28 protein-coding genes and 5 pseudogenes are annotated in these 26,008 nt (G+C 46.0%); 12 read left to right on the top strand and 21 right to left on the bottom strand.

Going from position 1 to position 26,008, the window contains the following annotated elements:
* Window positions 1-123: 123 nt before the first annotated feature.
* The 10 genes and pseudogenes from DW085_RS14635 to DW085_RS14585 all read right to left on the bottom strand — a co-directional run bounded on the left by DW085_RS14635 (window position 124) and on the right by DW085_RS14585 (window position 7,284).
* The gene (locus DW085_RS14635; RefSeq protein ID WP_118471486.1) at window positions 124-870 is read right to left on the bottom strand and encodes a YoaP domain-containing protein; all 747 of its coding nucleotides are present in this window, start codon (window positions 868-870) and stop codon (window positions 124-126) included.
* Window positions 867-1,523 carry a TetR/AcrR family transcriptional regulator gene (locus DW085_RS14630; RefSeq protein WP_107000730.1) on the bottom strand — a complete coding sequence of 219 codons (657 nt, stop codon included), beginning with the start codon at window positions 1,521-1,523 and terminating at the stop codon, window positions 867-869. Before DW085_RS14630 ends, DW085_RS14635 begins: the two co-directional genes overlap by 4 nt.
* A 194-nt stretch (window positions 1,524-1,717) precedes the next feature.
* On the bottom strand, window positions 1,718-2,188 hold the full coding sequence (locus DW085_RS14620) for a flavodoxin (RefSeq protein WP_107000731.1): 471 nt from the start codon (window positions 2,186-2,188) through the stop codon (window positions 1,718-1,720).
* Between the two features lie 127 nt (window positions 2,189-2,315).
* Window positions 2,316-2,453, bottom strand: a pseudogene (locus DW085_RS19955) (LysR family transcriptional regulator); the annotation flags it as partial.
* 316 nt (window positions 2,454-2,769) lie between these two features.
* A pseudogene (locus DW085_RS14605) lies at window positions 2,770-4,679 on the bottom strand (heavy metal translocating P-type ATPase).
* A 188-nt stretch (window positions 4,680-4,867) separates the two neighbouring features.
* Window positions 4,868-5,086 carry a cation transporter gene (locus tag DW085_RS14600; RefSeq protein ID WP_107000734.1) on the bottom strand — a complete coding sequence of 73 codons (219 nt, stop codon included), beginning with the start codon at window positions 5,084-5,086 and terminating at the stop codon, window positions 4,868-4,870.
* Between the two features lie 247 nt (window positions 5,087-5,333).
* Window positions 5,334-5,441: pseudogene (locus DW085_RS14595) on the bottom strand (DNA-3-methyladenine glycosylase I); the annotation flags it as partial.
* A complete protein-coding gene (locus DW085_RS19950; RefSeq protein WP_243034047.1) occupies window positions 5,432-5,587 on the bottom strand; it encodes a hypothetical protein in 156 nt (51 codons plus the stop codon). The gene DW085_RS19950 and the pseudogene DW085_RS14595, both read right to left, overlap by 10 nt.
* Complete coding sequence (locus DW085_RS14590) at window positions 5,584-6,267, bottom strand: NAD-dependent protein deacetylase, SIR2 family (RefSeq protein ID WP_243034046.1); 684 nt, start codon at window positions 6,265-6,267, stop codon at window positions 5,584-5,586. Before DW085_RS14590 ends, DW085_RS19950 begins: the two co-directional genes overlap by 4 nt.
* 60 nt (window positions 6,268-6,327) lie before the next feature.
* Complete coding sequence (locus tag DW085_RS14585; RefSeq protein WP_182430891.1) at window positions 6,328-7,284, bottom strand: NAD-dependent protein deacetylase; 957 nt, start codon at window positions 7,282-7,284, stop codon at window positions 6,328-6,330.
* A 127-nt stretch (window positions 7,285-7,411) separates the two neighbouring features.
* Here DW085_RS14585 and DW085_RS14580 point away from each other — a divergent pair, with 127 nt between their 5' ends.
* From DW085_RS14580 to DW085_RS14565, 4 genes are all read left to right on the top strand, one after another.
* Window positions 7,412-7,855 (top strand): Rrf2 family transcriptional regulator, encoded by a 444-nt coding sequence (locus tag DW085_RS14580; protein WP_117796831.1) that lies wholly within the window; start codon window positions 7,412-7,414, stop codon window positions 7,853-7,855.
* A gap of 244 nt (window positions 7,856-8,099) precedes the next feature.
* Window positions 8,100-8,462 (top strand): CGGC domain-containing protein, encoded by a 363-nt coding sequence (locus DW085_RS14575; RefSeq protein ID WP_107000739.1) that lies wholly within the window; start codon window positions 8,100-8,102, stop codon window positions 8,460-8,462.
* Window positions 8,463-8,515: 53 nt separating this feature from the next.
* Window positions 8,516-8,902 (top strand): metalloregulator ArsR/SmtB family transcription factor, encoded by a 387-nt coding sequence (locus DW085_RS14570; RefSeq protein WP_107000740.1) that lies wholly within the window; start codon window positions 8,516-8,518, stop codon window positions 8,900-8,902.
* Entirely contained in the window at window positions 8,899-9,921 is a 1,023-nt protein-coding gene (locus DW085_RS14565; protein ID WP_118493339.1) for an AraC family transcriptional regulator, read from the top strand. Before DW085_RS14570 ends, DW085_RS14565 begins: the two co-directional genes overlap by 4 nt.
* A gap of 126 nt (window positions 9,922-10,047) precedes the next feature.
* Here DW085_RS14565 and DW085_RS14560 read toward each other — a convergent pair whose 3' ends face one another.
* From DW085_RS14560 to DW085_RS14550, 3 genes are all read right to left on the bottom strand, one after another.
* A complete protein-coding gene (locus tag DW085_RS14560) occupies window positions 10,048-10,674 on the bottom strand; it encodes a sugar O-acetyltransferase (RefSeq protein WP_333549845.1) in 627 nt (208 codons plus the stop codon).
* Window positions 10,675-10,724: 50 nt separating this feature from the next.
* A complete protein-coding gene (locus DW085_RS19945; RefSeq protein WP_147341939.1) occupies window positions 10,725-10,835 on the bottom strand; it encodes a DUF2200 domain-containing protein in 111 nt (36 codons plus the stop codon).
* 142 nt (window positions 10,836-10,977) lie between these two features.
* Window positions 10,978-11,373, bottom strand: coding sequence for a pyridoxamine 5'-phosphate oxidase family protein (locus DW085_RS14550; RefSeq protein WP_107000742.1), 396 nt, complete (start codon window positions 11,371-11,373; stop codon window positions 10,978-10,980).
* 119 nt (window positions 11,374-11,492) lie between these two features.
* On the opposite strand from DW085_RS14550, the gene DW085_RS14545 reads away from it, so the two are divergent.
* On the top strand, window positions 11,493-11,831 hold the full coding sequence (locus tag DW085_RS14545) for a helix-turn-helix domain-containing protein (RefSeq protein WP_107000743.1): 339 nt from the start codon (window positions 11,493-11,495) through the stop codon (window positions 11,829-11,831).
* 411 nt (window positions 11,832-12,242) lie between these two features.
* Here the strand turns inward: DW085_RS14545 and DW085_RS14540 are convergent, their stop codons facing one another.
* Both DW085_RS14540 and DW085_RS14535 read right to left on the bottom strand, forming a co-directional pair.
* Entirely contained in the window at window positions 12,243-12,557 is a 315-nt protein-coding gene (locus DW085_RS14540; protein WP_333489793.1) for a hypothetical protein, read from the bottom strand.
* Window positions 12,558-12,569: 12 nt separating this feature from the next.
* Window positions 12,570-12,833: a hypothetical protein gene (locus DW085_RS14535; protein WP_333489792.1), complete on the bottom strand. Its 264-nt coding sequence runs from the start codon at window positions 12,831-12,833 to the stop codon at window positions 12,570-12,572.
* A gap of 321 nt (window positions 12,834-13,154) precedes the next feature.
* Between DW085_RS14535 and DW085_RS14530 the strand changes: the two genes are divergently transcribed.
* Window positions 13,155-14,915 (top strand): diguanylate cyclase, encoded by a 1,761-nt coding sequence (locus tag DW085_RS14530; RefSeq protein WP_118493387.1) that lies wholly within the window; start codon window positions 13,155-13,157, stop codon window positions 14,913-14,915.
* Window positions 14,916-15,285: 370 nt separating this feature from the next.
* A complete protein-coding gene (locus DW085_RS14525) occupies window positions 15,286-15,576 on the top strand; it encodes a hypothetical protein (protein WP_182426667.1) in 291 nt (96 codons plus the stop codon).
* Here DW085_RS14525 and DW085_RS14520 read toward each other — a convergent pair.
* Together DW085_RS14520 and DW085_RS14515 are read right to left on the bottom strand one after the other, a co-directional pair.
* The gene (locus DW085_RS14520) at window positions 15,562-16,713 is read right to left on the bottom strand and encodes a HAMP domain-containing sensor histidine kinase (RefSeq protein WP_118469108.1); all 1,152 of its coding nucleotides are present in this window, start codon (window positions 16,711-16,713) and stop codon (window positions 15,562-15,564) included. The two genes, DW085_RS14525 and DW085_RS14520, sit on opposite strands and share 15 nt — an antisense overlap.
* Window positions 16,710-17,387, bottom strand: coding sequence for a response regulator transcription factor (locus DW085_RS14515; RefSeq protein ID WP_118469106.1), 678 nt, complete (start codon window positions 17,385-17,387; stop codon window positions 16,710-16,712). Before DW085_RS14515 ends, DW085_RS14520 begins: the two co-directional genes overlap by 4 nt.
* 147 nt (window positions 17,388-17,534) lie before the next feature.
* Between DW085_RS14515 and DW085_RS19205 the strand changes: the two genes are divergently transcribed.
* The 4 genes and pseudogenes from DW085_RS19205 to DW085_RS14500 form a co-directional block, all read left to right on the top strand.
* Entirely contained in the window at window positions 17,535-17,681 is a 147-nt protein-coding gene (locus tag DW085_RS19205; RefSeq protein ID WP_181357199.1) for a CD1871A family CXXC motif-containing protein, read from the top strand.
* 25 nt (window positions 17,682-17,706) lie between these two features.
* Window positions 17,707-18,600 (top strand): 4Fe-4S binding protein, encoded by an 894-nt coding sequence (locus tag DW085_RS14510; protein WP_182430897.1) that lies wholly within the window; start codon window positions 17,707-17,709, stop codon window positions 18,598-18,600.
* Window positions 18,601-18,611: 11 nt separating this feature from the next.
* Entirely contained in the window at window positions 18,612-19,562 is a 951-nt protein-coding gene (locus tag DW085_RS14505; RefSeq protein ID WP_182430896.1) for a TlpA disulfide reductase family protein, read from the top strand.
* Window positions 19,563-19,651: 89 nt separating this feature from the next.
* Window positions 19,652-19,894: pseudogene (locus DW085_RS14500) on the top strand (peptide-methionine (R)-S-oxide reductase); the annotation flags it as partial.
* Between the two features lie 336 nt (window positions 19,895-20,230).
* Here the strand turns inward: DW085_RS14500 and DW085_RS14490 are convergent.
* Window positions 20,231-20,368, bottom strand: coding sequence for a hypothetical protein (locus DW085_RS14490; RefSeq protein WP_233430213.1), 138 nt, complete (start codon window positions 20,366-20,368; stop codon window positions 20,231-20,233).
* 211 nt (window positions 20,369-20,579) lie between these two features.
* Entirely contained in the window at window positions 20,580-21,896 is a 1,317-nt protein-coding gene (locus tag DW085_RS14485; RefSeq protein ID WP_118493334.1) for a hemolysin family protein, read from the bottom strand.
* Between the two features lie 624 nt (window positions 21,897-22,520).
* On the opposite strand from DW085_RS14485, the gene DW085_RS14475 reads away from it, so the two are divergent.
* Window positions 22,521-23,216 carry a site-specific integrase gene (locus tag DW085_RS14475; RefSeq protein ID WP_243034045.1) on the top strand — a complete coding sequence of 232 codons (696 nt, stop codon included), beginning with the start codon at window positions 22,521-22,523 and terminating at the stop codon, window positions 23,214-23,216.
* 338 nt (window positions 23,217-23,554) lie between these two features.
* On the opposite strand, the gene DW085_RS14470 is transcribed toward DW085_RS14475, so the two are convergent.
* Together DW085_RS14470 and DW085_RS14460 are read right to left on the bottom strand one after the other, a co-directional pair.
* Window positions 23,555-24,766 carry a site-specific integrase gene (locus DW085_RS14470; protein WP_118493333.1) on the bottom strand — a complete coding sequence of 404 codons (1,212 nt, stop codon included), beginning with the start codon at window positions 24,764-24,766 and terminating at the stop codon, window positions 23,555-23,557.
* Window positions 24,767-24,912: 146 nt separating this feature from the next.
* Window positions 24,913-26,008 (bottom strand): annotated as a pseudogene (locus tag DW085_RS14460) (site-specific integrase); the annotation flags it as partial.

Genomic DNA, 26,008 nt, shown 5'->3' with positions numbered 1-26,008 from the left:
CCTTTGGGGTGATCGCACCAATATCTCCGTAAAGTTCGACAAACAGAAGCGTGACGATGCTTCGCATCCTTGCGGAGCGTTTATGTTGCGACTCAAAAGCGACACAAAAATAGCGGAGTAAAATCAATTTTGTAAACCTGCCAGCGCCAGGAATTTTTTATCTGACTGGATACTCTGTGTCAGAAACTGACCGTCCCGAAACAGTGCATAAGTCGTGACCGGTGCAGGTACATTCTGTGCTGATTCTTTGTCAGTGATGTGGATGGCATTGAACGGGATACCATGTTCCTTTGCCGCCTCCTGCACCTTTGGTACCCAATAATAGGTATATGGGCATTGATCGGTGTAATAAAGAACAAAACCTGCTTCTTCAATCACCGGATGTTTCGCACATTCCTTGAAATACGGCGGTTGTGCCCCCGATTCAATGGAAAGATACATAAGATTGATCCCGCAGTCGGATATGTCTGCCACACGGAAACCCTTATAAGTAAGGAATTTCGGGTCAGCGAGGAATTCCCGCTTTCGGCCCTCCGCGCACAAAATGCAAATACCTTTCTTTCCCTGCACCCTGGCATCACAGATACACGCCTCCAGCAGATCATTTGAGTATCCGTGTCCCTTCATGGAGCCGGATACCCATAGACAGTTAATGTAAAGATAACCATCTGCCGCAATCGGCACCCAGGCGTTTTCAGCCGGAATGTATTCAATAAAGCATTTACCGCGTTCCTCACTGCGATAGAAAACAAGTCCATCATCAAAGCGCTGCCGCAGCCATTCCTTTTTTACAACACTCTGCTTACCGGACATGGCGCAGCAGATATGTTCCTTGTCAATATTGTCTTTGGTGATCCGAATATAGTTCATCCGTTATTCCTCCTGCTTAAAACAGCTGTCCCGGCAGCTTCTGATCTGTAACCAGCCTCAACCTTGGCAATAAAGCGATCAATGTGTGTCGCCAATAAGGAAGAAACCGATTCTTTTTCCTCCGCACCGTCGTAGACACTGTATAGAAGATACATTGGCCCATAGAATTCCAACGCCAGCTGCATAGCCTCCTCATCAGAATCTGCCAATTTGCGGAAGATGGCCGCCATATACTCCAGAGGACCGCCCGCCAGATAGTCGTGGTGAAGCTGTGCAAGCTTGGAATCACGGTATTGCTCCAGCGTCAGCATTTTACGGAAATTGGAGGAAAACGGCTCCTTTGTCCAATGGTCAAACTGGGCAAGGCTGTATGTGCGAATTTTTTGAATTGGTGTATGCAGATATGCTTCCGCAAAGCCGTCTGGTTCCGTTTCCGGCATTTCATACGCCTCAGCGCGCTCATAGTCCATCTTGTTCATTCGCTCCACGATCTTATCTAAGATTTCCTGTTTGCTGGCATAGTGCTTATATAAAGCAGCTTTCGTAATTCCCAACTGCCCTGCAATATCATTCATAGATGTCCCCAGATAGCCGTTCTGCGCAAACAGTTCCAGTGCTGTTCTCAAAATCCGTTCCTTTGTACCCTCTGCCATAATTATCTCCTTTATCAAAGTAACCATTCGGTAACTACATTATAGTTACCGAATGGTTACTTGTCAAGAACGAATGAAAAAATTATGCCCTTTCGTTAAAATGTGCAAACTCCGGCGCAAATTCGCCAAGCGCATTTCTTCCTGCTGTCTGTACCATTTTTTCCATATTCTGTATACTTCCATAACACTGCTGTTTATAAAGAATTTACCCACTCACTGACTTTCTGTTTTGTTCCGCGGTTTAACAGACTGCCTTCTGTGATAACAGCCTCTGGTGCGGATGGCTGCAATTCTTTTACAGTATTACCGAATCCACTTCCACCGGATGTTGCAAAAAGGACGATCTTTTTACCGCTGAAATCATAGGCTTCCAAAAATGTATTGATAATTGTTGGAGCTACATACCACCAGATAGGGAATCCCAGAAGGATTTCATCATAAGAGCTCATATCTATCTCTTTCTTCATGATCTCCGGTCTGTATTTCTTATCACTCATTTCCACACTGCTCCGGGATTTTTTATCCATCCAGTCAAGATCAGCCTTTGTATATGGAACTTTTGGCTCAATCTCAAATAAATCAGCTTTTGCTTCCTCTGCAATCATCTCTGCTACTTTTTTTGTTGTTCCGCTTGCACTGAAAAATGCTACTAATTTTTTACTCATAATAAAAAGCCCCTTTCTTTGCAAATTTCTTGTATAAAAATAGATGTATAAGATTTGAATTTCTCTTATACATCTATTTTATACCCATTATTTTATTATGTCTAATGCTTATATTGAATTCTATTCTATCTACAAGTCCTTTTTTCATCATCTCATAAACCGTATCTGCTGTTGCGGTATGAAGTGCAATCTGAATCAGTGGGTATTTTTCTTTATACGTTTTACATATCCTTACCAAGGTCTCTACTGCCGCAAATTCACCGCATAGCTCAAATTTTATGCTGTAATGCCATTACGATTTCTTACAATACAAATTCCGTCATTTCGGTCATATTCATCCAGCAGTTCCGGATAATGCGTAGTGAAAATAAGCGTTTTAGAACATAGTAAATAGCCTTTCCACTCCTGCGCCAGCGAACCAAACCTTTCATGCGTAAAACACGGATATGGTGAGAAACAGCGGACTCTGACCTATTCAGTTTGTCTGCAACTTCACTGACACATGCTTCTGAGGGACCAATTTAAAATAAAGCCTTCATGCGGGAAGGGTCCCCCCTTTTGTTTTTGTTTATTTCTGAACTTTAAAGATTTTTCACAAACAGTGCCCGGATAGCGTTGAGGACGGCTATAATCATCACGCCCACATCCGCAAACACGGCCAGCCACATATTGGCGAAGCCCAGAGCGACCAGCACGAGGCAGACCAGTTTTACGCCGATGGCCACCACGATGTTCTGATAGACGATGCCAAGGCACTTGCGTGAGATTTTGATTGCTTTGGAAATTTGCATTGGATCGTCATCCATCAGTACTACATCCGCAGCTTCAATGGCAGCGTCAGAACCCATAGCGCCATAGCAATGCCGATGTCTGCCCGGCGAAGCACCGGGGCATCGTTGATGCCATCTCCCACAAAAGCCAGTTTTTCTTTCTCCGGCTTGTTCTGAATCAACTGCTCCACTTTCTCCACCTTGTCGGCAGGAAGCAGTTCACTGTAAACCTCATCCAGCCCCAGTGCGGAGGCTACACTATCAGCCACCTTCTTGGCGTCACCAGTAAGCATCACAGTCTTGCGAACCCCAGCCGACTTTAATGTCTGAATGGCTTCCTTGGAGTGAGGCTTCACGATATCGGAAATAACAATGTGCCCGGCATATTTCCCGTCAATCGCCATGTGAATAATGGTGCCTACGCTGTGGCACGGAATAGCCTGGACCCCCAGACGATTCATGAGCTTGTCGTTTCCAGCCGCGACCTGATGATCATCCACTGTGGCGATGACACCGTTGCCGCTGAGCTCCTGAATATTGGTTACACGGCTGCGGTCAATTTCCATGCCATAGGCTTTCTGTAAGCTCTTGCTGATGGGATGACTGGAAGCGCTCTCTGCCAGGGCCGCGTACTCCACCAGCTTGCATTCGTCCATCTCGTTGTGGTGGATGGCGTTGACCTCGAACACGCCCTGGGTCAGAGTACCGGTCTTGTCAAAGACCACGATCTTAGCCTGTGACAGGGTCTCCAGATAGTTGGACCCCTTCACCAGAACGCCCGCCTTACTGGCTCCGCCAATTCCTGCAAAGAAGGACAAAGGAATGGAAATGACCAAAGCGCAGGGGCAACTGGCAACGAGGAAGGTCAGCGCACGATAGATCCAGGTCTCCCAGCCTGCATCCAGCCCCATGGCAAACATCCGTACCAGCGGCGGCAATACAGCCAGCGCCAGCGCGGCATAGCACACCGCAGGAGTGTAGATCTTGGCAAAGCGGGAAATGAAGTCCTCCGACTTGGACTTCCGGGAGGAGGCGTTCTCCACCAGATCCAGAATCTTGGAGACAGTGGACTCGCCAAATTCCTTGGTTGTCTGAATATGGAGCAAACCTGTCATGTTGATACAACCGGAGATGATCTCATCGCCAGTCTTGACCTCACGGGGCAAACTTTCACCAGTGAGAGCGGCAGTGTTCAAAGTGGATTCTCCCTGCACTACGGTACCGTCAATAGGAACTTTCTCACCGGGCTGTACCACAATAATGGTGCCGATACCCACTTCGTCCGGGTCTACCTGTTCCAGTTTTCCCTCCCGTTCGATATTGGCATAATCAGGACGGATGTCCATCAGATCACTGATGTTCCGGCGGCTCTTGCCCACAGCGTAGGACTGGAACCATTCGCCCACCTGGTAGAACAGCATCACCGCAATGGCCTCCAGATAGTCGCCGTTTTCATATACAGCCAGTGCCAGAGCCCCCAGCGTAGCCACCGCCATCAGAAAGTGCTCATCGAACACCTGACCGTTACGGATACCTTTTCCGGCTTTTTTCAGAATGTCGTAGCCAATAACCAGATAATCCACCAGGAACACAGCCAGACGTACCCAGCGGCCTGCCGAGCCAAACACTTCAAATGCGCCTGCGCCCAGGACCTGCAAAATTAACAGTAGAACCGTAGCAGTCAGAATCCGCCACAACATCACTTTTTGTTTTTTGGTCATACCGGCGGAGGGCCGCATGCCGATGATCTGAAGGATCACGGCCAGCAGAGCCACCACGATCAGCAGACCGTTGATGATATACTCCTGCATTTCGTTTTACCCCTTTCACAATTGCTTATTCGTTTATTTATCTAAGAGAAAAAATGCCCTGCAAGCTGCCGCTCGACAGGGCATTTCGTTTCGCTGGCTTACAGAAATATCTCGCAGTCGGGTTCCACCTTCTTGCAGGCTTTGCGAACCTCCTGCATAACAGCCTTGGGATCCTGATCTTCCTCGAACTCCACGTTCATCTTGAGGGTCATAAAGTTCACCGTAGCACTCTGTACGCCGCTGGTCTTGCGGGCGGCATCTTCCATCAGGTTGGCGCAGTTAGCGCAATCCACATCGATTTTGTAAGTCTTTTTCATTTTGAAAATCTCCTCTCTTAATTTGTTCCTGTTGTCAGAACAATTAAATCATCGTTTAATTGTATCTTCATCATACGCAGGAAAACCGTCCTCGTCAACGCTTTGAACCCATATCCTGCTATTCGGGAAAAGGGTTCTTCTGTTTGGGCAAAATGCAGCTTTTATCGGCACATTCCAGTACCCGGTAAAAAGCCGGGAGGCATTGACAATTTGAGTCAACTTCCCGGCGTTTTATTTTCTGCATTTTCTACTGCTGCAAAGGATTCAGAAAGCAAATTGATTCATGAGAGTTGATAGCTCCCACCGCCTGCAAATAGGCATAGATGATTATGGTCCCCACAAACTTCATGCCTCGCACGCCTCCCGGAGAGCAGGCAGCAGCTCATCCAGCCGCCCGTCCAGTCCGAAGGACTTCTCTTTGATATTGTCCGCAATGTAGATCTCCCCCAGATTGATGGTCACATAAGTGGCGTTTGGCTCGCCGGCCACCAGGCGCATCATCGGAGCTTGATCAGCTGATTGCGCCAGCCAATGCCCAGCTCCAGAACCACCAGTTTCTTTCCGTGGTAGGTTTTCAGAAAGTTTTGGAACCGGGCCTGGGCAGCGGTATCCGGAATCATTCTCTGACCCGCGCCCATGTGGATATCCATGGGACCTCCGCACTTGGGACAACGCGGCACCAACTCTGTAGGCACATGGCCGCCCTGTTCAGCAGCCGATAATTTTTCGGCCACCTCTAAACTTGAATAGAGGGTGTCGTGGCAGGGGCGGGCACACTGCATCGTAAACCAGTTGCCCTCAATCTCATAGATTTTCGTCGGATCGAAACCACACCGTTCAAAGTGACCTTCTCCGTTTGATGTGACGACAAAGTAATCTTTCTCTCCCACAATGGCCCTCAAATCGTTCATCACCGGCGTAGGCCGGTACTGCCCGCAGTAATGATGGATGAGACGGGCCCAGAAAGCCCACCTTTCCTCCTCGCTGGGCCATCCGGCCATCATGCCCTGCAAAATACAATGTAAGCCGTATTTTTGTTTGAAATCTCCAAACAATTCATCAAAGGCTGCATTATCTGCAAACAAATGCAGTCCTTCGGTGATGGACAGGCCGTTACTGGCCCCGATCAGGATAGCGTCCGCTTCTCTGAATTTTTCGGCAATGGGTTTCCAATCAATCATATTCGTTCGCTCCTTTCTATTTTATGGTTGCTGCGATGGATCGCACCTGCCGGAGGGCAGCTAGAGTTTTCGTGCATCCCGTAGCACTTGAGCAATGTCGGCCACAATGGTCATGCCCTTGTCCTCCAACTGTTTGGGCAGGAAGTCATACTTGTTGTTGACAGCAATATACCGGGCATGGGGAAAGCTGAGGGTCAGGTTCCAGAAAGGCTCCTGAATAAACATGGGAGTCATTCGGCCAACGCCCAGTTCCAGAAACAGAATTTTGCTGTCTTTGTGTTCCAGCACATAGCGAGAAATTTTTTCGTACTGTTCTTCGTATTTCTTTCCTTGCAGAAAATTCCCATATCCTCGCACCCAGGGGAATGCCTCACCGCCGCAGTGGGGGCACCGGGGAATGAGATCCGTAGGAATCTTCGTGCCATCCCCCATAGCGGCTACCATATCAGCCACCGGCTTTACCGCATCCCAAGTGTCATCGGTACAACAGGCGGCACACTGGAGGAAGCGGTGATCCCCCTGGACCTCCGCCACCTTCTCCTCCGGGTAGAGTTTGACAAACTGGGTATCCTGGTTAGTGGTGAGGATGAAGAAGTCCTTGCCTTTCAGCAAAGCGTCCAGATCCAGATAGGGATGACGCACAGGTGCGGTCTGGGTGGTGTGAAGGAAGGTGGCGAGATACCCCCAATACTCTTCCCTTGTCTTCCAGGGGTGCATCATCCCTGCAAAAGCACCTTTGAAGTGGTATTTCTCGGCAAAAGGTCGGAAGTATTTGCGATAGGAGTCGTTGTCCTCGTAGTAAAAATCTCCGCCACCGGCAGCGGACAGGCCGGAGGCCCCGCCCACTACCACACAGTCAGCTTCCTTTACCTCCTGTACCAACCGATTAATCTGTTCGCTATACGGCAGCGGCTTTTTGTCAGTCAGCTGATAAGGCGTACTGCCGGAAGCATAGATATGATAGTGTCTGGAATAATTCATCTGGGTCTGCATGACCAGATCATCATAGAAGTTCATTGTCACCATTCCTTTCAAGTGGGTGTTATTTTTATTCTTACTTCAAATTATTTTAGCATCCCCTTGCGTCACTGTCAATATGCTGTTATAATAAAAATAACATCAAAACAAAAAAGGAGATCAGGCCATGAAATATCCAACCCGCCTTAGCGATGCTGTTCATATTCTAGCTTTTATCGCTCTGTACCCAGACTGCGATCTGACCAGTAACAAGCTGGCAGAGAGCATTCAGACAAATCCTGCCTATGTGCGCCAGCTCATGTCCGCCCTGCGGAAAGGTGGACTGCTGATCAGCGTGAAGGGACATCCCCGACCTGCTCTGGCTCGTGAGCCGGAGAAAATCACTCTACTGGATGTCTATCGAGCAGTAGAGGGCAACAAGCCCCTGCTCCATCAGGACATCCACACCAACCCCGCTTGTGGCGTGGGCGTGAACATTCAACTGGTGCTGCGGGATTTTTACTTGGACATTCAAAAAAAAGCGGAACAAAGAATGCAAGAAATTACACTGAAAGATGTACTGGAACAATATCACATGAAGTTAGAAGGGACGCTCTTGCAGCGTTTATGACGGATTGATTTTCAGAAACTCTTCCATTTGGGAGAAAAATTCTTCTGAACGGGAAATACAGAACCTCCTTGCGGAGCTATACTGAGAACCGGAGAGACCTATACCCCGTATTTTGTGAATGATTAAAGAGGATCGCTACTACGAGGACATTTCCATCCAGCTGTTGGAAAATCTGGTTACATAATAATAGACAATGGACCGGCCAAATCTGAATGGCAGGCCCTAAATTAAGGAGGAAACTAATATGAAACTTGGCATTATTCGTTGTATGCAGACAGAGGATTACTGCCCCGGAAGCCGGGATTTTCGGACAATCCGAGAGAGAAAAGGCGCTTTTATGGGAGAGGATGATATTCAGTTAGTGGGCTTCATCAACTGCGGCGGCTGCCCCGGAAAAAAAGCGGTGCTGCGGGCCCGTTCTCTGGTAGAACAGGGCGCTGACACCATTGCTTTTGCTTCTTGCATCAGCAAAGGGACTCCCATTGGTTACCCCTGTCCTTTTGCTAAGCGTATGCGAGAGCTGGTGCAGAAAGAGGTAGGCGATGGTGTCCGTATCTTGGATTACACCCATGACGCTGGCCCTGAACCAGAAACATCTCAAAAGTAAAGTTTCTTTTCTCTCCGGTCTATGATAAGATAGACTTCAAGGAGGAGTGCTAAATGATTCAGAACCACTTACCCCACGACCACGGACAAACTATCGAGCATGAACTGGAATATATGCCCAGCGTAGAAAACTTTCAAACCGTAGCTGATATTTTCAAGCAGCTGGGAGATGGCAGCCGTATTCGCATTTTTTGGTTGCTTTGCCACTGTGAGGAATGTGTTATCAATCTTTCAGCCATGGTAAATATGAGCAGTCCTGCAGTTTCTCACCATCTCAAGCAGTTGAAATCAGCGGGTCTGATCGTTAACCGCCGGGACGGAAAAGAGGTCTATTATAAAGCAGCTGATACCGAGCAGGCCCGAAATTTCCACCACATGATTGAGTGGCTTGTAAAAATCGCCTGTCCGTCGCAAGTAGAAAAACAAAAAGGAACGCCATGAAAAAAGATGAATCCAAAGTTATCGCTCAAAAACTTCAAAAGATCCCAAACGGCACCCTCGCCTTGAAGCATTGCCGGGCTGGTGGAACGGGTACTACACTCTTTGGAGAACAGTTTCGAGCGGTTACCGCTGGAAAAGGGTGTATGGAGGCATATGAAACTTTTCCTGGAATAGAGGTATCCTTCAATGTTTTTCTTGCTTCAGAGGTCAGGTTTCGGCATGATGCTTCGGATTCTGTTTTAGAAATTTACTATTGTCGCAGTGGTCGCGTGGGTTGGAATATGCACGGCGGTACTGCCGTCTATTTAGGTACAGGTGATGTGACAGCACACAGTATGGCCTGCTGCGCGGATTCCGCCATGATGTTTCCCCTAGGATATTCAGAGGGAATTTCCATTTCCGTGGATCTGAAACAGCTCTCTTCCATTTGCCCGGAAGCTTTAAAGAATGCCGGTGTGGAAGCAGACCAGTTACAGAATCGATTTTGCTCCGGAAAGCCATCCGCAATCCCGTCTTGTTCCGATTTAGAGCATATTTTTGCCCCACTCTTTTCTGCTCCTGTGTCCGTTCGAATTTCCCTCTTGAAATTGAAGGTGCTGGAAATTTTGATTTATTTGAGCAACATGAAATCGGAGCATAAAGAATTGACTCAATACTTTTCCCAGCAAACCGAATTGATAAAAGAAATTCATCAACAGTTGACAGAGCACTTGGAGCAACGATTTACGATTGCAGAACTTTCCAAACAGTATTTGATAAATACCTCCACTCTAAAGGAGATATTCAAGGCAGTCTACGGTCAGCCTATCGCCACCTATATGAAGGAATTTCGAGTGCGTCAGGCTATGAAATTATTACGAGAAACAAATGACACTATCGCGGATATTGCTTCCCAGGTAGGCTACCAAACCCAGGGAAAGTTTTCAAGCGCTTTTCAGTCTATCGTCAAAATGTCACCCAGAGAATACAGAAAAATCCAGGGTATAGCTCCATTGGATTCCTTTAGCAAAACACTGTAATGAAAAATCCCGAATTGTCATTCCCAGTATAACATGCCTTCTCCCCGCAGAAAAGCATGGCGAAAAACAAAAATGTCCCCGGAGAGCTTGTGCGTATGTTTTTTCAGCGTTTCCGATCTGAATTTCTCAGAACAGAATATCCTCCGGCTTGAACTTATCTTTTTCGGTAATGGGGCGGATCACCTTGCAGGGCACCCCTGCTGCGATGACACCGGCGGGAATGTCATGGGTGACGACGCTTCCCGCCCCGATAACCGAGCCTGCCCCGATGGTAACGCCGCCGCAGACGGTGGAATTTGCACCGATCCAGACGTTTTCCTCCAGCGTAATAGGTGCTGAGGTTCCAATGCCGTGGCTGCGCTGCTCCGGGTCGATGGCATGACCGGAGCAGGCAAGGCATACGCCGGGGGCAATAAAGGCACCTGCTCCGATGTTTACCGGAGAGGTATCCAGAATGACACAGTTATAGTTGATGACCGCCAAGCCGTGGGTATGGATGTTGAAGCCATAGTCACAGTGGAAATCCGGTTGAATGCCGGTCATGGGAGAGCAGGTGCCCAGCAGGGTCTGCAGGATGCTGCGCCGCTTTTCCTGTTCGTTGGGAGCGGTGCGGTTGTACTCCCAGCACAGTTGCTTTGCACGGTTCTGTTCCTCCGTGGGGGTGTTTTCATAGCCGCTTACGTAGGCGGCAGGGCGTTTCATAATATCCAGAGCGTTCATCGTGTTTGTCCTTTCCATACAATGTTTCCTCAAGGATTATACCACATTCTCTGTCGGTGTGTAATAGGCTGCTTTCCCCTCCCTCATTTGTTTCTCCGCTTGATCTTCTCCATCACTTTGCCCTTAGCCAGCTCATCCACCAGCATGGGATATATTTTTGCAAATGGCATGGCATATACTTTTTCAGTTTCCATTTTCGTTCCTCCCTCAGGTGCGTCTATGTGCAGCGTATACCACGCTTCCGGATAATAAAGAATATGTGCCGCCGCCCGCAGCGCCAAACATCAGCCGGGGAATTTCCAGTCTGACAAACCGTAATGTACATTACTCAAAATTTTACAGATTGATAACCTTCGGTTCTTCTGTGAATGAATAAATAGTTGCGATGCCACTTTCAAAAACGAATACCGTCATCAAATTGTCATCAACCGTATACATAGACTGGAGAGCATTTTTATTTGCTTCCATCATGGCTACACGAGCTTCACGGCGAGTATCTTCTTTTACTGCACCTTTCACACGAATCCAAGTACCTTTGTTCATTCCACACATTTCAACTTTTCCATTTACTTTCATCTGATTGTAAACATCTTTTTTATTATTCGTTACAATATAAAGTTTTCCTTCAAATTCACATACAGCACCAAATGGGCGTACATGTGGCTGGTCTCCTTCTACCGTGGCAAGATAAAAAGTTCCGCATTCCTGCAAATATTTTACTACGTCATTCATTTCAAAATCCTCCTGAAAACAAATTGTATTTTTATTTTTTATGCGTATAATTATATATCATAGGAGCAAACAAACAAGTACGATATTTTACGATACTGGTATCAGAAAGGAACGTATATATGGAAAAGAAAAATCTATTTGGGCTTTGCCCATATGTGACTTCGCAAAAAGTTTTAACAGGTAAATGGTCTATGTATATTATGTATTTGTTAACAGATGGTCCCATCCGGTTTAATGAATTACAAAGAAAAATGCCAGAAGAAATGACACATACAACGCTATCAAGACAGCTGAAAAAGTTGGAAGAAGAAGGCTTGATTGAACGCATAGAATATCAGCAGATTCCACCAAAAGTAGAATACAAATTAAGTGATATTGGAGAAAAATTCAGGAAAGTACTGAAGGAGTTGGAAATATGGGGAAACGAGTATATTCAATATTTAAACGATAAAGAATGATGAAATATTCTCCTACGAATATGGGTAGCATATAAGCTATTCAGTTTTCAAGGAACATCCGTTTTCGCGTTGGCCTCGTAGGCGCGCTTTGGTTGTCCTTGCAGGACTACCTACGGTTCGTTTTGACTTTTTTAGTGTCCTATGCAGTCGGATTGGGGCAAAAAAATACCCCGTTGGTTTCCCAACGAGGCATCGAAGACGATTCTATTCTGTTTTCTGTAAACTGGTACCCGTTTATCTCCTGGTGACCATTTGAGTCACGGCCAATGTATTAAAAAAGCAAAGCTCATCTCAGCAAATCAGGCAAGCTGTATTCTCCTTTGGGGATATTTGCTGTTCTGCGATACTCTTTTATGGCTTTCACCAAGAGCTGTGGGTTACTGAAATACTGCTTCACAAAATCATACGACTTCACATCATGCATCCGAAGATTTGTTTTACAAAATTCGCTTGTTTTTTTCCAGAACGCTTAAACTGATCATATGCTTTACTCAATCGAAATTCCTCTCTGCGAGAATCCAAAATCCGTATCACAGAAATCTGCTCATCGAATCCCTTCCGTAAGTATCGCTCCTCAAATCGTTTAGCACTTCTGCAACGGATAACACATTCTTCCAACATTTCTTCTCTTTTGAAAATCAGAAGATCATTATCAACCAGTATGTCGATAATAGCTTCTTCGGCAGATCCTTCACATATACACGCCTTATATTTTGCTAATTCCATTCTGCTGCCTCCTTAATTGATTGAAGCAGCCAGGCTTTTCTTCAAGCGCATATACGCTTCATATGCTGGCGTTGTTCCCTCAAGGAAACCGCTCTGGTAGGCATCACTCTTTTTAATATCATTACGTTTCAATATATGGCTCAAATTTTCTGCTGTAATGCCATTACGGTTTCTTACAATACAAATTCCGTCATTTCGGTCATATTCATCCAGCAGTTCCGGATAATGCGTAGTGAAAATAAGCGTTCCGCCATTCTTGTTCAGTCGGCTGTCCATAAAGAAGCGTAACCGCCATGTTGAATTCCAAAAGAAAAGATGCCATAAAAACAAGCAATCCAACAATCAAACTGTACTTTTTTTTGTTTAGGAGCACTACTTCTCTTTTCCATTGTACGCAAGGAAAACGTTATCAGTACAATGTAAAAACGTTCTATAACTTTTTGGGCAAAATTTATTCAATTTTTTTACTTCCGTGATATAATGCTTAATTATAAAAACATTAGTCAGAGACCCAACTCCCACTGAGACAAATTTGCTATTACTCACCACCTGAAGAGGTGGGAGTCTTCTCGACTGAGATAAAACGAGGTGAATCAGGTGAAAAAAAAGACACTTGTGCCTCTTCTCGTTTTTTTAATGGGCATATGCCTTGTTAATTTAGTCGTATACAACACAGATACTCATGAAAAAGAGCAGAGCCGCACAACAGCACAATTAAATGCAACAACCTATGGAGAACGTATAGAGAATGAGATTATAAATGGAATAGAGATTACAGATGTTCTGAAACAGCTTTTGATCAGCGGAACTGGAGAAATCAATCAATTTGACACAATTGCAAAAAATATTATGTCGGATTCTGTTGAAAGCGTACAGCTTGCTCCGGCTGGTATTGTAACGGATATTTATCCGGCCGATGGAAATGAGGCAGGTAAGATTGATCTGATTCATGATAAAGAACGTGGTGAAATTTCCATATATGCAAGAGATCATCATACAATCGTTACACAGGGACCTTTTGAATTGAAACAGGGTGGATATGGAATTGCTGTCCGCAATCCTATTTATCTGAAAGATGAAAACGGGCAGGAATATTTTTGGGGATTTACCATTGTTATCCTTCGTGTTCCGGATATTTTTTCAGATGCGACAAGTGCACTTTCGAAATTTGGATATGAATATAGTCTTTCAAAAACGGATAATCCATGGAGTGATAATTATAAAGTTGTTTATCAGTCAGATCGTCAATTAACGAATCCGGTTTCCTATGACTTTACGATAGGAACGGAGAACTGGAAGTTTGAAGTAATGCCTGAAAATGGCTGGGGAAACAATACATTAATAGCAGTAATCAGTGTTTTCTTTATTGCGATTACCATGCTTTTGGTAACTCTTACCCGGATGTGGCTGGTATCAAAAGAAAATAAAAACAAATTTCAAATACTGGCACACACAGATTCTCTTACAGGTATTTACAATCGCTATGGATTCGATGAACTGGCAGAAAAGATGATTAATAAAAATCCGAAAGCGAAATTTGTGGCTGTACTCCTTGATATTGATGATTTTAAATTTATTAATGATATCTATGGACATGTTTACGGAGACAAAGCATTAAGGAGTCTGGCAGACAGTATGAAAGCTTTTTTCCCGTCTGATGCGTTACTAGGAAGAAATGGTGGAGATGAGTTCTGTATTCTTTTAAAAAATTATTCCTACGAGGATGTAAAAGAGAAGCTACAGCAATTCACTATGGCTCCAAAGACATTTTCATATAAGGGAAAAGAATATCCATTTTATATTTCTCTTGGATATTCGGAATATCCGACATTTGCGTCTAACCGTTCACAGCTTATGCGCTGTGCAGATGCAGCCCTTTACGAAATAAAACTTCATGGAAAAAATGGCTGCATGGCTTATAGGGAAGGACTTGAATTAAGGGTTCGTAAACAACTGGGATTTGCATTTAGGGATATCTCCGAGCACCTTCCAGGAGCATTTATCATATACAGAGCAGACAAAGAAGATGATGAACTCTTTTATGCAAATCAGGAGTTTCTTCATATGGCCGGATATAAAGATATGGATGAACTATTCAGACTTACAAAGAAAAGTTTCAGCAACCTGATACGGGAAGATGAGAAGAAGAAGATAGAAGCAAGCATTTGGAAACAGATTGATAATGGCAATGGAAATGACTATATCCACTTTCATTTACGAAGAGCGGATGGATCGTATCTGTCTGTGCTTGACCATGGGAGAATTGTTGAGAGCCAGCAATATGGCAAAGTATTTTATGTATTGTTCATGGACTGGGAGGATATGAAAAGTCATTACAGTGAAAAATTTTCCGGATAATCGAAGGAAATATTGTAAAAAATATCGTTGTAAATAGAAAAATCCTGCTCATATTCATATATTGAACAGGATTTTTTTTAAATCGCATGTGGAGCTTCTATTTTATTTGCCAAGCTATGATCTGTTTTCGCCAGTGAATTAAGCAATGCCCGCATCTTTGGATCCAGATTCTTTTTCCCATAAAATGCTTCTTCAAAACCCATGATAACTTAGAGGATGACACCCATCAAGGTATCCACCAAGTTAGCCACCAAGATTCTACGCCGTCAGCAGTTATACTGCGCCTAATAAAATTGTGTTAATAGGGTTATTTAAATACAGCAGATCAGCATGAGCAAAAAGTGGGATTCCAAGCCCGCGCTGGACGAGCATGGTTGCCGTGGAGCGTGAGGACTTTGACCGACTTTCCACTCTGGCAAAGAAGTACGTTACAGCAGAGAAAAAGGAATCCAAACTGCAAAAGGCGGTGGATGCGGCAAACAAGCTAATTGCAAAGCTCAAGGCTGAGATTGACAGTTTGAAACAGGAAATTTCTGATTATAAGTCTGTCCACAGCAAGCTCCGTGCGGCGGAATTGGAGCGTGAAAATACGGAGAGGGACGCCGCAGGGCGGCAAGCGAAGCAGCGAAAAACGAATAAAAGTGTTTTAGGGCTTCGTTGATTGTTGCGTTGGCAACCCCACCGCAATGGTAGTGCCCTTCTCCGAACTTTTCTCCACCCAAACGGAGCCGCCGTGGAGGTCGGCGATCTCCCATACCAGTGAGAGCCCCAGTCCTGCGCCACCGTATTCCCGGCTGCGAGACTTGTCCACCCGGAAGAAGGGCTGGAAAATACTGCGCTGATACACCTCCGGGATGCCGCAGCCGGTGTCGGAGACGCGGAGCAGGAGCTTTTCCAACTCCTGAGTGACAGAAACCCGTACCGAGCCGCCCGGCCGGTTGTACTTGACAGCATTCTCCGTCAGGTTGAAGATCAGCCGGTAAATCAGTGCATCGCTGCCGGTCATAATGCCGTCGCCCTCCGCCGTCAGCGTGACGCCGAGCTTATCTGAGAGCGGCGCAAGATCTGTGAAGATCTCCTCGATCATGGGAGCGAGCTGGATCCGCTCGTTCCGCGCCACCTGCTGCAGATTGCTCATCTCCAGCAGTGTCCTGGTCATCTGTATCAGCCGTTCCGTCTGCTCACGCAAAAGCGTGAGGAACTCCGCCGTCTCCGGTCGCACATCAGGATGCTCCGCGGAAAACAGCTCCAACTGCGCCTGCATTAGTGCCAGTGGCGTGCGCAGCTCGTGGGCGGCGTTGCCGGTGAACTGCCGCTGAGCGGAAAAGGCGTTGTTCAGCCGCTCCAGCATCTGGTTGAACGAGCGGCTCAGCTGCCGGAACTCCGAAATAGCGTCTTCATCGATCCTCATATCGGCAAGATTGTTCAGCTGCACCTGCTCCACCTGCGAGGTAAAGCTGCGCAGGGGCTTGAGAGCGCGTCCGCTGACGAAATAGGCGAGGATGCCGCTGAGCAGCGTTATCGCCGCCGTGATGTACCAGTTGGTGGTGCGGAAGCGCCCCTGCACCCCATCGACAATGATCGTCAGATCCTCGTCAGGGGCTATGAGCTGTGGGTCAAAGCTCGCCGCTCCGCCATCATTCAGGATCACCGTGCCGCCGCCTTGTAAGTTGTCCGCAATGGTGTCCATATAATACACACCGGAGGAGCACAGCAGCAGATTCATGGCCACGCAGGTGACACCGATGAGCAGGACGGACATCAACGTGATGCGCCACTGCAGGGAAAGCCGCTTCATTCCTCCTCACCTCCCATCAGATAGCCCTCGCCGATGCGGTTGCGGATGGGGTCATAGCCCAGCACGGTGCGGAGCTTTTTGCGCAGGGCGGAGATGTGGACGCGAATGGAATTGCTGAAGCTGTCCACGCTATTGTCCCAAACGTGATCCATCAGCTCCTCCTGACTTACTGGCCTTCCTTGATGCACCATCAGGTATTCCAGGATTCCTGTTTCCTTCCGGGTGAGCGTCAGCGTCTGCCCGTTGACGGTGGCGGTACGGGAACGGGTGTCAAAGGTCAGGTCTCCGCAGCTTAGCAGCACATCCTGCTGGGTAAACTGCCGCAATGTCAGGCTGCGGATGCGGGCCTCCAGCTCCGCCAAGTGGAAGGGCTTCGCCAGATAGTCGTTCGCCCCAGCATCTAGCCCCTGCACCTTGTCCTCCACTTCGCTGCGAGCGGAGAGGATCAGCACCCGCGTCTCCCGGTCGGTCTGCCGCAGGGTGCGCAGCACCGTCATGCCGTCCTTTTTCGGCAGATTCAGATCAAGAAGCACCAAATCGTATCGTTCCACGCCCAGAAGCGCCAGCGCTTTTTCCCCGTCATAGCAGTAGTCCACGCTGTAGGCCAGCCGCCGCAGGCTGCGGACGATGGTCTCGCACAGGGCGCGTTCATCTTCAATTACTAAAAGGTGCATGAGAGCCCTCCTTTTTATTTCTTCGTTTTTGTGTTGCTTTCATTATAGCAAAAACAGATAAGGTTTGTGTTAAGTTTTCGTTCTTAACAGAGACTTTAACTCTCCCGCGCTATGATAGGGACAGAAAATCGGAAAGGGTGATGAAAAATGAGCTGCGAGAAAAAGGCAGCGGCGCAGATCGTGCTGCTGATGGCCGGAGCCGCCATGCTGTGCTTCGGTGTCTGGCGGGGCGAGGCGGCGACAGTGCTGAGCAAAGCAATCAAATTATGTCTGGAGTGTGTGGGCATTGGGTAAAAAGTTTTCAGGCGTTTCACAGACCATGTCCCGCTTCCGGGGCTGGATTCAGGCGGGGGCGACGTTGCTGACCAACCTGCATCTGCCGAACTTTCTCAAGGGCGGACTGTATCAGGGGGCGGGGAAGACCGTCTGCGTGCCGGGGCTGAACTGCTACTCCTGTCCGTCGGCGTCCGGGGCCTGCCCCATTGGGGCGTTTCAGGCGGTGGTGGGGTCTTCCAAGTTCAGCTTCTCCTACTATATCATAGGCTTCCTCATTCTGCTGGGCGTGCTGCTGGGGCGCTTTATCTGCGGCTTTCTATGCCCCTTCGGCTGGTTTCAGGAGCTGCTGCACAAAATCCCCACTAAGAAGCTTTCCACAAAGAGGCTGAAACTGCTGACATACCTGAAATACGCTGTCCTGCTGGTGATGGTTTTCCTGCTACCGGCATTCCTTGTGAACGATGTTGGCATGGGAGACCCGTTCTTCTGCAAATACCTCTGCCCCCAAGGCGTGCTGGAGGGAGCCATCCCGCTGTCCCTTGCCAATTCCGGCATCCGGGCGGCGCTGGGCAAGCTGTTTACATGGAAATTCAGCATCCTGCTGTCGGTGATTGCGCTGAGCGTACTGTTCTACCGACCGTTCTGCAAGTGGCTCTGCCCGCTGGGCGCGTTCTACGCGCTGTTCAACCGGGTGTCCCTCTTCCAGATGAAGGTGGATAAGAATAAGTGCGTTTCCTGCGGGAAATGCGCCAGAGCCTGCAAGATGGATGTGGATGTGACGAAAACGCCCAACCATACCGAGTGCATCCGCTGCGGAATGTGCATCCGCGCCTGTCCGACGAAAGCCGTGTGCTTCCGCTACGGCTTCGGAGACGGTAAAGATAAGGCAAAAGCAGCGGAAACACTACAGACAAACAACACTAACAGGGAGGAATAAAACGAATGAAGATGAATAGGACGAATACTGCCGGCAGAATTCTGGCTCTGCTGCTTACTGCACTGATGGTGCTCTCTCTGGCAGCCTGCGCCACAAAGGGCGGAGACAAAATGGACGGAATGAGTAGCGAACCGAAGAATGCCGAGGAAGCGGTTGCCATGCACAAGGAGCTGATGGCGCAGGAAAATGCCATTCTCTCGGAGAACACAGCGCTTTGGGAAAAAGTTTTCATAGCGGCCGACAAGGGCATGACCATGCAGGAGAACGGCAAAAACTATGGTGAGTTCTTGTTGGACACCATCGAAGGTTCCAAAGATCAGTTTACGGAGGATGAGCTGAAGCTGCTCAAGGAGGCGGCAGAGAAAATCCGCGAGATTGAAAACAAGCTGACCATGATAGAGAAAAAGTACCCCGAGGCGGCACAGCAATCTACGGATGGCGCTATGAGCGTGCCCGCGGGCAGCGACATGACCACGCCGCCTGATGACGGCAGTATGCAGAAATTCCCCGTCTTTGAGGGCAAGGACCTGGATGGCAACACGGTGAAGAGCGACGAGCTGTTCTCCGCCAACGCCGTCACCGTGGTGAATTTCTGGTTCACCACCTGCAATCCCTGCGTAGGCGAGCTTTCCGAGCTGGATGCGCTGAACAAGGAACTGGCGGAGAAGGGCGGCTCCCTCATCGGCGTCAACACCTTCACGCTGGACGGCGACGAAACGGCAATTTCCGAGGCGAAGGATGTGCTTGCCAAGAAGGGCGCCACCTATCAGAATGTGTATTTTGACTCCGACGGTGAGGCGGGAAAGTTTACCACCAACATCTTTGCCTATCCCACCACCTATGTGGTCGACCGCAGCGGCAATATCGTGGGTAAACCCATCGTAGGCGCCATCACGGAAAAGAAGCAGGCGGAGACGCTGCAAAAGCTCATCGACCAAGCTCTTGCCGCCGATATGGGCTGACAAACGAATTTATCTTCTCCGAAAGGAGGGATACACCATGTATTGGAGAGTATTGCCGCTTCTGCTCACCGCGGTACTGCTGCTGAGCGGCTTTCACAAAGCCCATTGAAGAGACTGCCGTGGTGGAACTGGAGGATCTGAGCCACGGCAGGCGCCGTACAGAGGTCAGAAGCCGTGCCGGAGATTCTCACCTTGGTCATGTGTTCACCGGCGAGCCGGAGTCCCCCAATGGCGTGCGCTACTGCATCAACAGTGCGGTCCTGCGCTTTGTGCCTTACGCAAAGATGAAAGCAGAGGGTTACAGATATCTTCTGTATCTGTTCGAGGAATGAGTTCGCAAAATACTGTTATGTTTCTTAATATTTTTGCTATCAACGTGTTCTCCTGCGGCCTTACGATCTGTCAAATCCATCCATGCTTTTGCCTTAAATGGAATCAAATATGCCGCATCCAAGACAGTCACTCCGTGCTTAAACTCTACATCCTCATAGGTAACCTTGACTCCAAGAACTTTATCGAGATATTCCATGTCATCACCTGCATTCTTAACTCTTTTTCTGTATTATAACTTTTTTTGAGTTAAGATACAATATTTGAGTTAAGAGCAGTCAAAGATCAACATTATAAAAAATCATTTTCAAAGAAAAAAGCCCGGTGCAGCATGAGCATTACACCCACACTGCACCGGACATTCCATCATCGACTGCTTTGTCTATTTTCTTCTTCCTGCCGCACTTCCTGCTCATGCAGCTGCTCTTTTTCTGCTCGTCCTCTTTCAGGTTTTCCTGCATAATCTTCTGCGCCACAAGCCAATCCTACATTTCCGATTTGGTCTTGCGGTACTCTGCATGTGTTCGTCCGTCAACAGCAAAATTGGACTTCATGGATTAAACAAATGTGTGTCTCCCTCTTTTTTATCGCAACATCATTCTATCCCTGTTGTATTTGAAAATGTATATGTACTCTTCTGATATATCCCCTTGTTTCTAAAATAATTTTCAAATGCATTTCAAAATTTTATTCTAAAATTTCTATAATTGCATGTTCAACTTGATGTTCTTTTATTTTGTCAATGATTATATGCATATTTTCTATTTCTAATTCTATTTTTGTATCCCCATCCTTTGGTACCATACCAAATTTTTGAAATACAAATCCAGTAAATGTGTCACAATCTTCTGCTGTAAATGTAACACCTATAGCGTCTTCAATATCACTTAATCGTATATTTCCTTTCACTTCCCACTTGTTATCGCTTATTCTTATAATAACAGTTTCTTCTTCCGACGATATTGGTTCAATATCGTTTAAATCGCCAACAATTTCTTCTAATAAATCAAAAAGAGTTACTATTCCAACCACTCCACCATACTCATCTAATACAATCGCCATAGATTGCTTCGATTGTTTCATATTTTTAAAAAGCACATCTGCTTTTGTAGTTTCCATAACAAAGTATGGTGCAGAAATTGCAGAATCTATAACCATATCCTTACTTTTTTCTTTTAATCTAAAATAGTCTTTTGCATTTAAAATGCCAATAACATGATCTATCGAATCTCCACAGACGGGATAAAGGGTATGTCGTGTATTGTGGATTGTTTCATCCCACTCCTTCACATCATCAGACATCCATAATATTGTCACATCTGTTCGATGTGTAGCAATCGTACCAGCCATAATATCATTAAATTCAAAAACATTTTGAATAAACTCTTTTTCTTGATGATCTATTGTTCCTTTTTCACTTCCCGCATCAACAAGCATACGTATTTCTTCTTCACCTACTTGATCTTCCGCTTCATTTGGATCAATACCACAAATCTTCAAGACAATATTGGTCGATATTGAAAGAAATGAAACGATTGGCTTAAATAAGATAGAGATTCCCGTAACCAATCCTGAAATTCCCATTGCCAGTTCTTCAGATTTTTTCATTGCGATTCTCTTTGGAACTAATTCGCCAAAAACCAACGTGAAATATGATAAAATCAATGTAATCAATATAACAGCTATGGTATCTAAAGTAGAACATGGAATATTCACACCCATCCCAACAACCCAATCAACTAAAGGTTCTGAGAAATTATCTGCTGCAAAAGCACTTCCTAAAAATCCCGACAATGTGATTGCAACCTGAATTGTCGCAAGAAATCGTGCCGGCTCTTGCGTTAATCGTACTAATCTCTTTGCCCGACCATTACCTTGTTCTGCCATTCGTTCTAGCTTTGTTTCATTCATTGATAAAACAGCGATCTCTGCACTCGCAAAAATCGCGTTTAATATAATTAAAATAATCTGCACTACTAAAAGAATAAAAATTGATGTACTCATAAATAAAACCTTTCTACAATAAAATTATCTAAATATCACACTTACTTAAAAGCAACAAAAGACATGGTCTATGTTCCGAATACATAGTCCATGCCTTGCGATATATAAATAAAAATTCTATTGAATTGGTTCGCTTCAGAATCATTATCACTTTCGTCCATGTTAAATATTCCTCCTCTCAAATAGTATTGTAGTACAGTATAACAAAAAGACCTAACATAATCAATTCGAAAAAAGTAAAAGTTGTGTTAAATTTATGTAAAACATAAAATCCGATTATTTTTAATTTCTTTGGGAAATTCAATTTTCTCTATCATCACTTAACATCATTTTAAAGTAAAAAGCAAGCCATTTTCAGACTTGCTTTCCACCATATCATCTTCCTTATTGATAAATCATTTCTTTATTCACAATCTCCCTTGCACATGCTTGTATATCACTCATTCTCGTCTAAAACCTCTTTCTTTGTGCGTCTATGCTTTCCCTGCTCATCATAAAACATATTTCGGGTAGCAACCTTTACTTCGGGTTGTTCCAACATTTTCCGTTCACTAAATACCAGATGAATATGATAATTCGTCTTTACAACAGGTTATTGACACCTGCGGAAAGAATTTTCCCACATTGAAGAAAATCAAAATCCTGTTCAACCAGTTATATGAATTTGCATTGAAGAATGACATCTGCAACAAAGATTATTCTACTTTTGTTGAAATCACCCAGTACAAAGACCGCAATCCAAACAAGCATACACGTACAAAATTCACGAAAGAAGAAGTCGCAAAAGTCTGGACAATGAAAGAGGATAAATACTATCAGATTATCCTCATGCTGCTCTATAATGGCACACGTATCTCTGAATTTCTTGATTTGAAGAAAGAAAATGTGCATTTGGAAGAACAATATTTTGATGTAATTGACAGTAAAACAGAAAACGGAATCCGAAAAGTTCCGATTGCTGACAAGCTCCTTCCCTACTATAAAGACTGGTATAATTCTTGTCATGATTGCGAATATCTTCTTCATACAGAGGATGGCAAAAGATTTCTTTATCTCAATTACTATGACAGCTATTGGACTCCTCTTGTGGAACAGATTGGAATTGACCGTACACCACATTGTACTCGACATACCTGCATTTCCATGTTATCGGAAGCTGGTGTTCAGGATACAACAATCAAGAAAATTGTGGGGCACTCCGGTGCTATGACTTTGACAGAAAAAGTTTATACTCACTTAGATATGCAGGTTCTTGTAGACGCAATCAACAAAACCTTAGAAAATGAGGACAGCGTAACTGCCGATACAAAATCTGCATAGCAAAAAGGACACTCTCCAGTGCCTATCACCGAAAAGTGTCCTATATTTTTTAGATATTTTTGTTGCAAACGTGTTGCAAATGCGTTGCGAACTGAGTAAATTCCACCGCTTTTCACCACATCTGACAGCTCCACAAACCCTTGTAAAACAAGAATTTGAACGTAAATTCGAGTTCTGTCGATTATCGCTTGCTGAACTGCGGAGCGCGACGAGCTGCTTTAAGACCGTATTCACCTGACCTTGATCCCAAAAGTCCAGTATTCATGCGTTTTTTCGGGCTTCCCTCTCTCAGTAAACCCATAGGTAAACCCACGAAATCGCGAGATTTTTGGTGCCGTTTAACGCAGCCCGAATGCAGCATTCACAACGCTGCTTAATTTCTCAGGTTTATTATACTTGACTTTCGCATAGATGTCCATAGTCGTTTTGCTGTTCTCATGGCCTGCCAAATACTGCACCGTCTTTGGAGCAACACCTTTGTAAATCAGATTGGTGATGTAGGTGTGCCGCAGCATGTGCGGAGTCACCTTGAAGTCCATCGTATACACCAGCTTGGGATTGTTCGGCTGATGCTCACCAAGCCTTGGCTTTATTCTATGCTTGATGGACTGCCCATTTACATAGGTGTAATAACAGCGTTCTGCGGTGGAACGGACTGTTATGTACTTCCAGACCCTCACAAACTGTGCTTCCGTCAAAACAGTTCCCTTTGAATTGGAGATCACATATTCCAATTCTGATTTTTCCCTTGCTTCCTTGAGACAGGCTACCAGGCATTTGGGAATCGGAACATCTCGCTTCGCTGCCGGAGTCTTCAAAAGTGTGTTGACCACCGGCTCACCGCCTTCCACATGCCATGCACGCCTTACAGAAATGTACGGCATTTTTTCATCCAGGAATACGCAGTCCCATTTCAATCCAAGAATCTCTTCTCTACGCAATCCCGCGTACAAGCCGATCATTACGAAAACATACGGTGGTAGCTCACGAATGCTATCCAGCAAAATGGCAGTCTGTTCATCCGTCAAAGCTTCGCGCCGTTTCGCAGGCTTTCCTCCTCTTGCGCAAATCGTTTTGGATGGATTCTCTTTGATCACCTTGCTCTCTTCTGCCGAATTAAAAATGTTCTTAATCAGCATATTAAGCTGACCATACATTCCGGAAGAACCTTTTGATAGCGGAACCATCAGCAGCCGCAGGTCATCTGTGGTCACCTCATCCATATACATCTGTCCAATTGGACCCACGATGTACCGATTCACCATCCGCTCGTATCCCTCCAACGTATTGGTTCTTACCGTTCCAGACCGCATCAGCAGCCATTTTTTGCAGTACTCTTCCACGGTCGGATTCTCTCTGTGGAAAACCACTTCTGCAATTTTCTTCTGGGCATCTTCCACCCGGTCATACAATTCTTCGCGTGTCAGCCCATAGATTGCCACTCTCTTTCCGTCTGCATCTGTAATTCGGGTACGATAATACTGTACCCCTTTCATCATCACTGTTCCGTATTCCGGAAGTTCAGCAGGACGCTTTTTTCCTTTAGCCATGTGTCTCCTCCTCGTCTATCTTCATATATTGCGTGTTGTCACTTTTATTATCATGGCGTACACCACTTCCTTCAAGGATGTCGAATGTATGTAAAAAGGGCAGGGATTTTTGACCATCCCTGCCCTAAGTTTTTTCTGATTTACTCTTAATCCCACGATGCAAAAGCATCTTCCAGCACTCCCGCGAGCTGCTCTGGGCGATTGTATTTCACCTTGGCGTAAATATCCATGGTGATCTTGCTGCTTTCATGACCGGCAAGATACTGAACTGTCTTCGGATCAACCGAAGCATGAATCAGATTCGTAATATAGGTGTGCCGCAGCTGATGCGGAGTCACCTCAAAGTCCAGACTGTAAACCACATTTCCATTGTGTGCCGCCTTTTGCCCCAGAACCGGCTTCACCGTATGCTTTACCCTCTTGCCATCTTCATAGCGATAATAGCAGCGTTCCTTGGTGGTACGGGTTACGATATACTGCCATAATCTCTTGAATTGCGTATAGGACAACGGGTCTCCATCCCGGTTTGCAACCACATAATCCGATGTCGATGTATTCTTCGCCTCTTTCAGACATTCCAGAAGATTGTCCGGCAGAGGGACATTCCGATGCGCTGCCTTTGTTTTCAGCTCTGTCAGAATCACCGGACGATTATGCTCCGTATGCCAGGCTCTCCGAACGGTAAGGTACGGAGCCTCGCAATCAAGATACACCGAATCCCATTGAAGTCCGAGGATTTCTTCTCTCCGCAATCCTGCGTACAGCCCCAGCATTACAAACACATACGGCGGCAAGCCGTAAATGGCATCCAGCAGCTTATCCACCTGCTCATCCGTAAGCGGGAGGCGTTCCTTCTGGGGAATTCCTCCCACATTCTTCTTCAGATAGATGGTCGGATTCTCATCAATGATCTTGCTCTCCATTGCTGCCGTAAAAATACACTTATATATAACGCTCACCGATTTGTACACGGATGCCGACTTTTTTGATGCCGCCAGCAGTGCCAGGCGAATGTCATCTGCTGTTACATCTCCCATATGCATATCGCCCAATGGCTTAATGATGTAGTTCTTCACTTTCGATGTATAGTCAATCAGCGTTGTCATCCTGATCTGTGCCGACTACATCAGCAACCATTTCTCGCAATACTCCTCCACTGTAGGTGTACTGCGGCGATACGTCTTGTTCTCAATCTGCTGGATCGCTTCCTGTTCCTTCTGGTACAGTTCCTCTCTCGTTCTT

Source organism: Clostridium sp. AF50-3 (assembly GCF_003477445.1).
GTDB classification, from domain to species: Bacteria; Bacillota; Clostridia; order Lachnospirales; family Lachnospiraceae; genus Otoolea; species Otoolea fessa.
This window is presented reverse-complemented; position numbering and strand designations above follow the sequence as displayed.

Excerpts from the sequence above, each read along its gene's own strand:
- DW085_RS14520 (WP_118469108.1), bottom strand. The coding sequence starts at position 16,713 with ATGAAGCGGCTTTCCCTGCAGTGGCGCATCACGTTGATGTCCGTCCTG.
- DW085_RS14630 (WP_107000730.1), bottom strand. The coding sequence starts at position 1,523 with ATGGCAGAGGGTACAAAGGAACGGATTTTGAGAACAGCACTGGAACTG.
- DW085_RS14545 (WP_107000743.1), top strand. The coding sequence starts at position 11,493 with ATGGAAAAGAAAAATCTATTTGGGCTTTGCCCATATGTGACTTCGCAA.
- DW085_RS14510 (WP_182430897.1), top strand. The coding sequence starts at position 17,707 with ATGTCCCGCTTCCGGGGCTGGATTCAGGCGGGGGCGACGTTGCTGACC.
- DW085_RS14525 (WP_182426667.1), top strand. The coding sequence starts at position 15,286 with ATGGTTGCCGTGGAGCGTGAGGACTTTGACCGACTTTCCACTCTGGCA.
- DW085_RS14585 (WP_182430891.1), bottom strand. The coding sequence starts at position 7,284 with ATGAACTTCTATGATGATCTGGTCATGCAGACCCAGATGAATTATTCC.
- DW085_RS14515 (WP_118469106.1), bottom strand. The coding sequence starts at position 17,387 with ATGCACCTTTTAGTAATTGAAGATGAACGCGCCCTGTGCGAGACCATC.
- DW085_RS14505 (WP_182430896.1), top strand. The coding sequence starts at position 18,612 with ATGAATAGGACGAATACTGCCGGCAGAATTCTGGCTCTGCTGCTTACT.
- DW085_RS19205 (WP_181357199.1), top strand. The coding sequence starts at position 17,535 with ATGAGCTGCGAGAAAAAGGCAGCGGCGCAGATCGTGCTGCTGATGGCC.
- DW085_RS19945 (WP_147341939.1), bottom strand. The coding sequence starts at position 10,835 with ATGGAAACTGAAAAAGTATATGCCATGCCATTTGCAAAAATATATCCC.
- DW085_RS14535 (WP_333489792.1), bottom strand. The coding sequence starts at position 12,833 with ATGGACAGCCGACTGAACAAGAATGGCGGAACGCTTATTTTCACTACG.
- DW085_RS19950 (WP_243034047.1), bottom strand. The coding sequence starts at position 5,587 with ATGATGCGCCTGGTGGCCGGCGAGCCAAACGCCACTTATGTGACCATC.
- DW085_RS14635 (WP_118471486.1), bottom strand. The coding sequence starts at position 870 with ATGAACTATATTCGGATCACCAAAGACAATATTGACAAGGAACATATC.
- DW085_RS14540 (WP_333489793.1), bottom strand. The coding sequence starts at position 12,557 with ATGGAATTAGCAAAATATAAGGCGTGTATATGTGAAGGATCTGCCGAA.
- DW085_RS14600 (WP_107000734.1), bottom strand. The coding sequence starts at position 5,086 with ATGAAAAAGACTTACAAAATCGATGTGGATTGCGCTAACTGCGCCAAC.
- DW085_RS14550 (WP_107000742.1), bottom strand. The coding sequence starts at position 11,373 with ATGAATGACGTAGTAAAATATTTGCAGGAATGCGGAACTTTTTATCTT.
- DW085_RS14590 (WP_243034046.1), bottom strand. The coding sequence starts at position 6,267 with ATGATTGATTGGAAACCCATTGCCGAAAAATTCAGAGAAGCGGACGCT.
- DW085_RS14575 (WP_107000739.1), top strand. The coding sequence starts at position 8,100 with ATGAAACTTGGCATTATTCGTTGTATGCAGACAGAGGATTACTGCCCC.
- DW085_RS14620 (WP_107000731.1), bottom strand. The coding sequence starts at position 2,188 with ATGAGTAAAAAATTAGTAGCATTTTTCAGTGCAAGCGGAACAACAAAA.
- DW085_RS14470 (WP_118493333.1), bottom strand. The coding sequence starts at position 24,766 with ATGGCTAAAGGAAAAAAGCGTCCTGCTGAACTTCCGGAATACGGAACA.
- DW085_RS14485 (WP_118493334.1), bottom strand. The coding sequence starts at position 21,896 with ATGAGTACATCAATTTTTATTCTTTTAGTAGTGCAGATTATTTTAATT.
- DW085_RS14580 (WP_117796831.1), top strand. The coding sequence starts at position 7,412 with ATGAAATATCCAACCCGCCTTAGCGATGCTGTTCATATTCTAGCTTTT.
- DW085_RS14570 (WP_107000740.1), top strand. The coding sequence starts at position 8,516 with ATGATTCAGAACCACTTACCCCACGACCACGGACAAACTATCGAGCAT.
- DW085_RS14565 (WP_118493339.1), top strand. The coding sequence starts at position 8,899 with ATGAAAAAAGATGAATCCAAAGTTATCGCTCAAAAACTTCAAAAGATC.